At 25.2% G+C, this 10058-nt stretch carries 11 protein-coding genes; 10 read left to right on the top strand and 1 reads right to left on the bottom strand.

The window, feature by feature from the left end:
- Positions 1–180, top strand: a 180-nt coding sequence (locus tag AWT72_RS01980; protein WP_197407585.1) for a restriction endonuclease subunit S, incomplete at its 5' end; no start/stop codon positions are given.
- On the opposite strand, the gene AWT72_RS01975 is transcribed toward AWT72_RS01980, so the two are convergent.
- Positions 177–605 (bottom strand): restriction endonuclease subunit S, encoded by a 429-nt coding sequence (locus AWT72_RS01975; protein ID WP_067140016.1) that lies wholly within the window; start codon positions 603–605, stop codon positions 177–179. The genes AWT72_RS01980 and AWT72_RS01975 overlap by 4 nt on opposite strands.
- 496 nt (positions 606–1101) lie before the next feature.
- Here AWT72_RS01975 and AWT72_RS01970 point away from each other — a divergent pair, with 496 nt between their 5' ends.
- The 9 genes from AWT72_RS01970 to AWT72_RS09590 all read left to right on the top strand — a co-directional run.
- Entirely contained in the window at positions 1102–1980 is an 879-nt protein-coding gene (locus AWT72_RS01970; RefSeq protein WP_067140013.1) for an Abi family protein, read from the top strand.
- A 53-nt stretch (positions 1981–2033) separates the two neighbouring features.
- A complete protein-coding gene (locus AWT72_RS01965; RefSeq protein WP_067140010.1) occupies positions 2034–5093 on the top strand; it encodes a type I restriction endonuclease subunit R in 3060 nt (1019 codons plus the stop codon).
- 67 nt (positions 5094–5160) lie between these two features.
- Positions 5161–6093: a prolyl aminopeptidase gene (gene pip / locus AWT72_RS01960; protein ID WP_067140006.1), complete on the top strand. Its 933-nt coding sequence runs from the start codon at positions 5161–5163 to the stop codon at positions 6091–6093.
- 4 nt (positions 6094–6097) lie between these two features.
- The gene (locus tag AWT72_RS01955) at positions 6098–6943 is read left to right on the top strand and encodes a tetratricopeptide repeat protein (protein WP_067140003.1); all 846 of its coding nucleotides are present in this window, start codon (positions 6098–6100) and stop codon (positions 6941–6943) included.
- 2 nt (positions 6944–6945) lie between these two features.
- The gene (locus tag AWT72_RS01950) at positions 6946–7848 is read left to right on the top strand and encodes a DUF4037 domain-containing protein (protein WP_067140000.1); all 903 of its coding nucleotides are present in this window, start codon (positions 6946–6948) and stop codon (positions 7846–7848) included.
- A 1-nt stretch (position 7849) separates the two neighbouring features.
- Positions 7850–8446, top strand: coding sequence for a DUF4125 family protein (locus AWT72_RS01945; RefSeq protein ID WP_067139997.1), 597 nt, complete (start codon positions 7850–7852; stop codon positions 8444–8446).
- On the top strand, positions 8446–8997 hold the full coding sequence (locus AWT72_RS01940; protein WP_067139994.1) for a Maf family protein: 552 nt from the start codon (positions 8446–8448) through the stop codon (positions 8995–8997). Before AWT72_RS01945 ends, AWT72_RS01940 begins: the two co-directional genes overlap by 1 nt.
- Entirely contained in the window at positions 8969–9688 is a 720-nt protein-coding gene (locus AWT72_RS01935) for an NAD(+)/NADH kinase (RefSeq protein ID WP_067139991.1), read from the top strand. Before AWT72_RS01940 ends, AWT72_RS01935 begins: the two co-directional genes overlap by 29 nt.
- A gap of 3 nt (positions 9689–9691) precedes the next feature.
- On the top strand, positions 9692–10058 hold a 367-nt coding region (locus AWT72_RS09590; RefSeq protein ID WP_197407584.1), incomplete at its 3' end, for a hypothetical protein.

Genomic DNA, 10058 nt, shown 5'->3' with positions numbered 1-10058 from the left:
TCATTAGCATCTATTGCTAAAGGTAGTGCTAGCCAGGCAAATATATCGACAAAAGATATTGGTAATGTTTTTATTGATTTACCTAATATAAATGTACAAAACAAAATTGTTTATATATTAGAATTAATTTCAAATAAAATAGAATTAAACAATCGTATAAATGATAATTTAACAGCCTAAATAGCAATATTAGAGACATCAATTTCACCAGACATTAGTTTTGGTAATAGAGTATCTCTTAATAACGATAACTTTTTATTTTGTATTTTATTACTATTTATAGAGCTAAATAGATCTTTAGTTTTTTCATGGAAATATTTTAATGTCTTTTCATCAGGTATCAGTAAATATATCTGATTCAAGCTTTTGTTATTAATTGCTTCTTGAGTAGTACCTGATGCATATAAATTTTTTTCTTTTTCAAAATCAGGATCTAGAATAAATGCTGATATATATTCAAATGAGTAATTATTGCATTCTATTCCAAAAAAACCTGTTGACAAAATAGTATTTTCCACAAATTCAGACATTGTTAAATCTAAAAATATATGCTTAATACTATTTTTCATTTTGGCAAACCAAATACTATTTAATTTCGGTTGCATATTAGCTCTACTTTCTTTTGTCTCAAAAGAAACTAATTTACCACCTAAAATATTATTTCCTTGAACATCAGCTGTTGCAATATATATTTTTTTATTTTTATATTTTTCTACACCTGATTTGATTGTATTTGATATAGAATTAGAAATGATACTTTCTACATTCCAGTTTTCAGGTATTTCTTTAACTAAATAATCATTATATTTTGTATATTCTATTTTAAAAGGTGTTTTAAATTGTTTAAATAGTCTTTTATAAACAGTTAGTATTTGTTCTTCTAAATTATCATTTAGTGTATTAATAAATAGTTTTATAAAGTATTAAACGAATAAATTTTATTATATATCTATTGACATTTCATATGAAATGGGGTATCATAATTATGTAGACAGGGAACTGTTTATATTTAATTAAATTATGTAGATCAATACCCCTACTTCCGATTGTGGACGTGCTTAATTGTGCGATGTAGGGGTTTTATTTTATAGAGAGGAGACTATGAAAAAAGAAATACATCTTACATATAAAGAACAATTAGAATTACTTAAATCAAGAGGTATGATTATAAATGATGATATAAAAGCATTAAAAACATTAAGACATATAAATTATTATAAATTAAAAGATTTTTCTCAATTTTTTATAGATAAAAATAATATGTATAAAAAAGAAACTTATTTTGATGCAGTAGTAAAAAATTTTTATTTAGATAAAGAATTAAGACTTGAATTGCTTTCTTTGATTGAAATAATAGAACTATCTATAAAAAATAAATTGGCATATCAAATGGGAAAAAGATTTGGAGCTGTTGGGTACCTTGATTTTTCTAGATGGTGTAATGAAAAAATTAGTATAAATGAAAAAAATAAATATCAAAAAGAATTAATTGTTAAAATAAAAGATAGAATAAAGTATGAAAATGAAGACTATAAAACTAATAATGGTATGCCAAATATATGGAAATTAGTTGAAATATTAACCTTTGGTGAAATATTATTTTTGTTTGATCTAATGAAAATTAAAGATAAAAAAATGATTTCTGGTGAATATAATATGAAAATAAGTCATTTTATATCTCAGATAAAACACTTAAATTTAATACGGAATTTCTGTGCACATAATAGACCAATAATAAATAAAAAGATAATAACAATTCCTTATATACAAGATGAAATAAAATTTAATATACTTTTAGATGATAAAAGAATAGTAGTTTCTATTTTAATAACTGTGCATTGGATAAGAAAAATAGATGAAAATTTTAACTTTGATAAACTATATAGTATATTAAATAAATTGATAAGATATGATAATGTAGCAAAAAAATATGGCATAAAAAATAAAAAAATTATTTTAGATTATATAAAAAATATTTAAAAAAATAGAAAGGAGATGTATGATTTAATTAAAATTATATCATACAATTTAATATGTCTTTAAATTATACTGAAAATTCTTATGAAAATAGTATTTTAGAATTATTTAAAAATATGGGTTACAGATATGTTTATGGTCCAAATTTAGAAAGAGATTTTTATTCTCCATTATATGAAACAGTATTAGAGGAATCTTTATATAGACTAAATCCTAATTTACCAGTAGAAGCTATAAATGAAGCTTTATATAAGCTTAAAAATTTTGATAGTTTAGAATTAGTGCAAAATAATGTAAAGTTTATGGATTATATTCAAAATGGAATATCTGTAAAATATTTTATTGAAGGAGAAGAAGTTTCTAATATTGTATATATTGTAGATTATAATAATGTTGATAATAATTCTTTTATTGTGTCTAATCAATGGAGTTTTATAGAAAATACAACAAGAAGACCAGATATTTTGTTATTTTTAAATGGGTTACCTATAGTAGTCATAGAATTAAAATCACCTTCAAGAGAAGAAACGGATGCTAGTGATGCATATTTACAATTGAGAAATTATATGAAAGATATTCCTTCAATGTTTATATATAATGCTATTTGTATTATGAGTGATCAACTTATAAGCAAAGCAGGAACTATAACATCAGTTGAAGATAGATTTATGGAATGGAAAACAGTGGATGGAAGTTATGAACATACTCGTGAAGCTGATTTTGAAACATTTTTTAATGGTATATTTCAAAGACATAGATTATTGGATATTATAAAAAATTTTATTTGTTTTAATAATGAAGGTTATACACAATTTAAAATATTAGGTGCATATCATCAATATTTCGCAGTAAAAAAAGCAATTGAATCTACTAAAAAAGCTATAAATACAGATGGTAGAGGTGGAGTATTTTGGCATACACAAGGAAGTGGTAAATCATTATCAATGGTATTTTATGCACATTTATTGCAAGAAGAATTAGATAGTCCGACTATTGTAGTAATAACTGATAGAAATGATTTAGATGATCAATTATATGGACAGTTTGCAAAATGTAAGGATTTTTTAAGACAATCACCTGTACAAGCTGAAAGTAGAGAACATTTGAAAAAATTACTTGATGGTAGAAAATCTAATGGAATTTTCTTTACCACCATGCAAAAATTTGAAGAATTAGATAAACCTATGTCAGATAGAAAAAATATTATAGTTATGGCGGATGAAGCTCATAGAAGTCAATATGGGTTAGTAGAAAAAACGAAAACAATTATTGATGAAAAAGGGTATGAAACAGAAAAAATAATAAGTGGAACAGCTAGAATTATAAGAAATAATTTACCTAATGCTACATATATAGGATTTACAGGGACCCCTATTTCTAGCAGAGACAGAAGTACAATAGAAGTTTTTGGAGATTATATAGATATTTATGATATGACACAAGCGGTAGAAGATGGAGCAACTAGACCAGTTTATTATGAAAGTCGTGTAATGAATATTAAATTAGATGAGAAGACTTTAGAAAAAATTGATCATGAATATTCATGTGTAGCAGAAAAAGCTACGCCTTATATAATAGAAAAAAGCAAAAAAGAACTTGCTACAATGGAAGCAATTTTGGGTAATGATGAAACAATAACTTCTTTGGTTGAAGATATAATAACTCACTATGAAGAAAATAGAGAAAATCTTTTAACAGGAAAAGCAATGATTGTTGCATATTCGAGAACTATTGCTATGAAAATCTATGAAAAAATATTAGAATTTAGACCAGCTTGGAATGAAAAAGTTAAAATAATAATGACAGAAAGTAATCAAGATCCAGAAGAATGGAAAGCAATTATAGGAAATAAAAGGGAAAGAATAGAATTAGGAAAAAAATTTAAAGATAATAATGACGAAATGAAAATAGCTATTGTTGTTGATATGTGGCTTACTGGTTTTGATGTACCATCTCTTGCAACGATGTATGTATATAAACCAATGAAAAGTCATAATTTAATGCAAGCTATAGCTAGAGTAAATAGAGTTTTTAAAGGAAAAGAAGGTGGACTTGTTGTTGATTATATAGGGATAGCAACAGAACTTAAAAATGCAATGAATGACTATACAGTAAGAGATAGAAAAAATTATGGAGAAACAAATATTAAAGATGTTGCATATCCAAAATTTATTGAAAAATTAGAAATATGCAAAGATCTATTTCATGGTTATAATTATAATAAATTTAAAAATGGTACAGATCTTGAAAGGTCAAGAGCAGTTACTGGTGGTTTAAATTTTATGCTTTCACCAAATAAAATTAAAGATAAGGAATTGTTTATAAAAGAATCAGGATTAATGAAACAAGCATTATCTTTGTGTTCATCTATTGTTGAAAAAGATTTAAGATATGAGGCAGTATTCTTTGAATCAATAAGAGTTCTCATAATGAAATTATTAAATAAAGGTGAAGAGAATAAAATTTCTCTTAAAGAACTTAATGATAGAATAAATGAATTGCTAAAACATAGTATAAAAAGTGAAGGAATTATAAATTTATTTGATGTTAGTAAAAAAGAATTTTCAATTTTTGATCCTAAGTTTTTGGAAGATATTTCAAATATAAAAGAAAAAAATCTTGCTGTAGAAATATTAAAAAAACTTATAAATGGACAAGTTAAAGTGTATAAAAAAACTAATATAATTAAGAGTAAAGAATTTAGTCAAATTATGCAAGAAGTTATGAATAAATATTTAAATAACATGTTAACTAATGAAGAAGTCATAGAAGAACTTTTAAATTTAGCAAAACACATAAGAGAAGCCCATAAAATAGGAAACGAATTAGGACTTACAAGTGATGAATTGGCTTTTTATGATGCATTGACTAAACCAAGAGCAGTTAAAGATTTTTATGAAAATGAAGAATTGGTTATAATAACAAAGGAATTAGCAGATTCACTTAGAAAAAATCAAACAGTAGATTGGCAAAAAAAAGAATCTGCAAGAGCAACAATGCGTAAAATAATTAAAAGATTACTTAAAAGTCATAAATATCCACCTGAAGGATTTGAAGATGCTATAAATATTGTAATGAAACAATGTGAATTATGGGCAGATAATTTATATGTATAAATTAAATTTATGATATAATAAATTATATTATATGAATTAAATGTTATAAAATTAAGGAAGTGAAACAATGAGAGAACTATATGATGAATTAGTACCATATAATAGTGGTTACATAAAAGTATCTGATATACACGAAGTATATTATGAGCAGTGTGGTAATCCTAATGGTATACCAATAGTATATGTTCATGGTGGACCAGGTGGTGGTTCAGGTAATTTAGCGAGAAAATTTTTTAATAAAGATAAATATAGAGTAGTAATATTTGACCAAAGGGGTGCAGGTAGGTCTAAACCTTTCGTGGAACTTAGGGAAAATACTACCTTTGACTTAGTAGATGACATGGAAAAAATTCGTGAATTATTAGGAATTGATAAGTGGATTTTATTTGGTGGAAGTTGGGGAACTGCACTTAGTTTAGTATATGCAATAAATCATCCTAATAGAGTTTCTGGTATGATACTTCGTGGTATATTTCTAGCAAGAAAAAGTGATGTTTCATGGTTATATGAAGGTGGAGCAGGCTACTTTTTCCCACAAGAATTTGATAAATATATTTCTATTTTAACAGATGATGAAAAGAAAAATATTATACCTAGTTATATGAAATATTTGGGAAGTAATGATATGAACATAGTTTCAAAATATGCTAAATATTGGAATGATTGGGAAACTAGTTGTGTAGCATTATACCCTAGACCGCTAGCAAATGAAGTTACAGAATACGATATTGCAATAGCAAGATTAGAGTGTCATTATTTCACTAATAATAGTTTCTTACCAGAAGATAACTATATTTTAAATAATGTAGATAAAATAAAAGATATAAAAACTAAAATATGTCATGGTAGATATGACGTTGATTGTAGACCTAGTGGAGCTTATGAATTATATAAGAAAATGAATAATTGTGAATTAGTTTTTGTTGAAGGAGCGGGGCATTCATCTATGGAAAAACCTGTCGCATCTAAATTAATAGAATTTACAGATAGTTGGGAGTAAATAAATGACTATAAATGATAAAATAAAATACATAAATGAATCAAGAATTAAAAGACAAGAATTAATAAGGGATAGTAAGACAACAGAGGAAGTTGAATTATTAAAACAAATGACAAAGTATATTAAAGAAGTATATGGAAATACAAGTAATGTAACTATTGATATATTAAATGAATTAGGTGGAACTTCTAAATATATAGGAGATTATGAAACAGCGATAAATTCTTTAGTAGAAGCAAGAGAAATTATAGCAAACAAATTTTCAAAAGATTGTATACCATATGCTACAACAACTCTAAATTTAGCAGAAGTATATAGATTTAAAGGAGATATAACTAAATTAGAACCTTTATATTTACAAGTTAAAAAGATTTATGATGAATATGATATGCAAAAAACTTATGAATATGCAAGCATATGTAATAATTTAGGGCTATATTATCAAGATACAAATAGACCAAAAGAAGCATTAGAATTACATAAGACTAGTTATGATATATTGCAAGAATTAGTAGAGTATAAAATTGCATTAGCAACGACACTTAATAATATGGCATTAGCATATAGGGGAGTTGGAGAAATAGAAAAATCTGATGAATGTATAAAGTCATGTCTTAAAATGTATGAAAAAGAAGTAGGTAAAGGTCATGCTATGTATTCATCTGCACTTAATAGTATGGCAGTGGCAATGTTTCAAAAAGGAGATTTAGAAAAAGCCTTAGAATTATTTGAAAAAGGATTATTCATATGTGAGGCTTCATTTGGAACAGAGAGTATAAATTACAAAAAAGTAAAAGAAAATGTTGAAATGGTAAAAGAAACTATTAAACTTAGAGATAAGAAAGGGTAAACATGAAAGGAATGCTTTTAGCTAAAAAATACTATAATGAAATACTTTTACCTATAATCAATGAATTTAATGTGCCTGTTGCAGTAGGCCTTATAGGTTATGGTTCAGAATGTTATGGTTATGATGATAGTATATCAAGAGACCATGATTTTTCAGCAATGCCATCTATTTGGTTAAGACATGATGATTATTTAAAATATGGAGAAAAATTTAAAAATATTTTAAAAGAATTACCAAATGAATTTGAAGGTTTTAAAGTATTAGATGAAAGTGTTTGGGGTAAAAATAGGCGTGGTATTTTAGATATAGATGAGTATATTTATAGTTTTTTGGGTAGTAACACTGCACCTGATAATGACTTAGAATTTAGAAACATACCACAATACTTATTATCTGCTTTTACCAATGGTGAAATTTTTAGAGATGATTTTGGAATAATTACAAGCATAAGAGAAAAAGTTAAGTTTTACCCAAGAGATATAAAATATAATATGATGGCGACTAGATGCATGAATATGAATAGTTCATATATTAATTATGAAAGATGCATTAAAAGAAATGAGTATGTTGCTGCAAATCAAGCACTATCACTATTTATTACTGCAAGTATAGAAATGTATTTTTTAATAAATGAAAAATATTGTCCATACTATAAGTGGCAACATAAAATGTTAAGTGAGATTGATAATAAAGCATATAATTTATTTAATGATTTAGTAAAACCTAAAACTACATATAATAAAAAGATAAATATAATGGATGAAATATGTTCAGATATAATTGATAAATTAGAAGATAAAGATATAGTAATTAGAATAGCTGATTTTATAGGCTATTATGGGCCTGTTATACAAAGTAGAATAAAAAATGAAACTATAAAAGAACTAGGTTGTTGGAGAGATTAAAATGGACAAAGAGAAAATAATAAAAGAAATATTAGAAAAAGAATGGGAACTATTTACTAATCTTAAAAATACTGGCGGTAGGGCAAATTGCCAAGATAATAAAGAAGAGTTCTATAACACTCGTTTAAGTCAGTGGGAAAATCTTAGTAGAGATATAAATTATAGTTATTTAAGAGATTTAAATGAAACAATTAAACAGGGTAGAAATTTACTTTTTGAAAAGTATGCATATATGATGGAATATACTCATAAGGATGAATACGATAAAATTAAAGATTATTTACCAGCAGTAGATGAGCGTAATGAAAAAGTTATAGAAAAAATAGAAAATATAGTTATGGAATGGGAAAGACAGTTCTATAATAAATACCCTAAATTTTGTAAAAATGTAAGATCTATGGAAGAGATAAAAGAAAATGATATAGCACCAGCAAAGGTGTATCTTATAGGAGAACATAAATCTTATTCATATACTACCAATTTACTGTATTTACAATATATAAAAAGTTTAGACTATAATTTGGTAGAAAAAATATATCAAACTTTGGTGGCCAAAAAAGGGTTACCTAATCTAGATGAATTAGAAAGTTCCCTATAATGAAATATATATTAGCTTCTGGTTCTCCTAGAAGAAAAGAATTATTAGGGCAAATTATAAAAGATTTTGAAATTATAATACCTAATGTAGATGAAAACTTAGATATTAAAAATCCAGAAAAATTGGTTTTAGAACTTAGTAAATTAAAAGCCAATTCTATAACTAAATATGGTATAATAATATCAGCAGATACTATAGTTGTAAAAGGTGATAAAATATTAGGGAAACCCAAAAACTATAATGAAGCATTTAATATGCTTAAAAGCTTATCAAATAGTTCGCATTTTGTATATACTGGAGTATGTATAAAAAATGAAAATGAAATTGATAATTTTGTAGTTAAAACAAAAATATATTTTAGAAAATTAAGTGATGAAGAGATAGAAAAATATATTAAAGATAAAAGCCCTTATGATAAGGCAGGATCTTATGGTATACAAGAAACTGATTTTTGTGTTAAAATTGATGGTAGTTATACTAATGTAGTCGGATTACCCACAGAAGAATTGAGAAAGAAGTTATATGAAAGTATTTATAGTAAAAAAAGATAACATAGATATATCTAACGAAATTAAAATGTTAAATGAAAACAGTATAGAAATTGTAAAAGAAAATCCAGACTATATATTTAGTTTTGGTGGAGATGGCACTATATTAAAAGCACTAAAGTATGCTATAAAATACAATAAGCCCATTATTCCCATAAATTATGGTAAGATAGGTTATATGGCAGATATAGAAGTACATGAATTTTTAGAAGTTATAAAAGCAATTAAAAATAAGGAATATATTTTAAGTAAAAGATATTTGTTAAATTGTAAAATATTAGATAATGAGTATTATGCATTAAATGATATAGTATTTAAAAATAATTTTTTAGATGAAATATATTTATATGATAAAGAAAAATTAGTAACAAAATATAGAGCAGATGGTCTAATAATATCAACACCAACAGGCTCAACTGCTTATGCTATGTCAGCAGGTGGAAGTATTATACACCCTGAATTAAAATTACTAAATATAGTTGCAATAGCTTCTCAATATTTAGGGACAAGATCATTAATATTACCTAATATTAAATTAAATGTATCTTCTAATTCTGATATATATATAGATGGTTTAAAAATAGATGAAAAGAAAGAAGTTTATGTAGAATTAAGTGATAAATACGTAGAAATACTAGAATTAAAAACAAAAAATTATTACAATATATTAAAAACGAAACTTGAATGGAGGTAAATTATGAAAAAATTTTTAATAAGTATAGCATTACTTTTTACAATGTCGTGTAGCAGCATAGTAATATCTTCAATAGATTTATTAGGAAATAAGATATTAGCAAATAAAGATGAAGTTTATCTTCAAAGTGGTGGAACAAATGAGACCGCTTTAACAAAGAACCCTTACTATACACTAGAGCATCATATATTAAGATATGATGAAGGTGATAAAGAAGACGTTGTGTATTATAGATATTATACAGAAGAAAGTAAAAATTTAATAATTTATGTGCATGGTGGAGCATTTGTAAATACTTCTATAAGCGATTACTATTTAAGATTTCTTGAAAAACTTAGAAACAGATCAGGTGTTGATTTTGAAGTGATAT

The sequence above is a fragment of the Oceanivirga salmonicida genome, from assembly GCF_001517915.1.
Classification (GTDB): domain Bacteria; phylum Fusobacteriota; class Fusobacteriia; order Fusobacteriales; family Leptotrichiaceae; genus Oceanivirga; species Oceanivirga salmonicida.
Note: the sequence above shows the minus strand (reverse complement) of the source record. Positions and strands in the feature narration are given on the sequence as shown.

Coding starts and splice junctions, on each gene's coding strand:
- AWT72_RS01975 (WP_067140016.1), bottom strand. CDS start 605: ATGCAACCGAAATTAAATAGTATTTGGTTTGCCAAAATGAAAAATAGT.
- AWT72_RS01970 (WP_067140013.1), top strand. CDS start 1,102: ATGAAAAAAGAAATACATCTTACATATAAAGAACAATTAGAATTACTT.
- AWT72_RS01965 (WP_067140010.1), top strand. CDS start 2,034: ATGTCTTTAAATTATACTGAAAATTCTTATGAAAATAGTATTTTAGAA.
- pip (WP_067140006.1), top strand. CDS start 5,161: ATGAGAGAACTATATGATGAATTAGTACCATATAATAGTGGTTACATA.
- AWT72_RS01955 (WP_067140003.1), top strand. CDS start 6,098: ATGACTATAAATGATAAAATAAAATACATAAATGAATCAAGAATTAAA.
- AWT72_RS01950 (WP_067140000.1), top strand. CDS start 6,946: ATGAAAGGAATGCTTTTAGCTAAAAAATACTATAATGAAATACTTTTA.
- AWT72_RS01945 (WP_067139997.1), top strand. CDS start 7,850: ATGGACAAAGAGAAAATAATAAAAGAAATATTAGAAAAAGAATGGGAA.
- AWT72_RS01940 (WP_067139994.1), top strand. CDS start 8,446: ATGAAATATATATTAGCTTCTGGTTCTCCTAGAAGAAAAGAATTATTA.
- AWT72_RS01935 (WP_067139991.1), top strand. CDS start 8,969: ATGAAAGTATTTATAGTAAAAAAAGATAACATAGATATATCTAACGAA.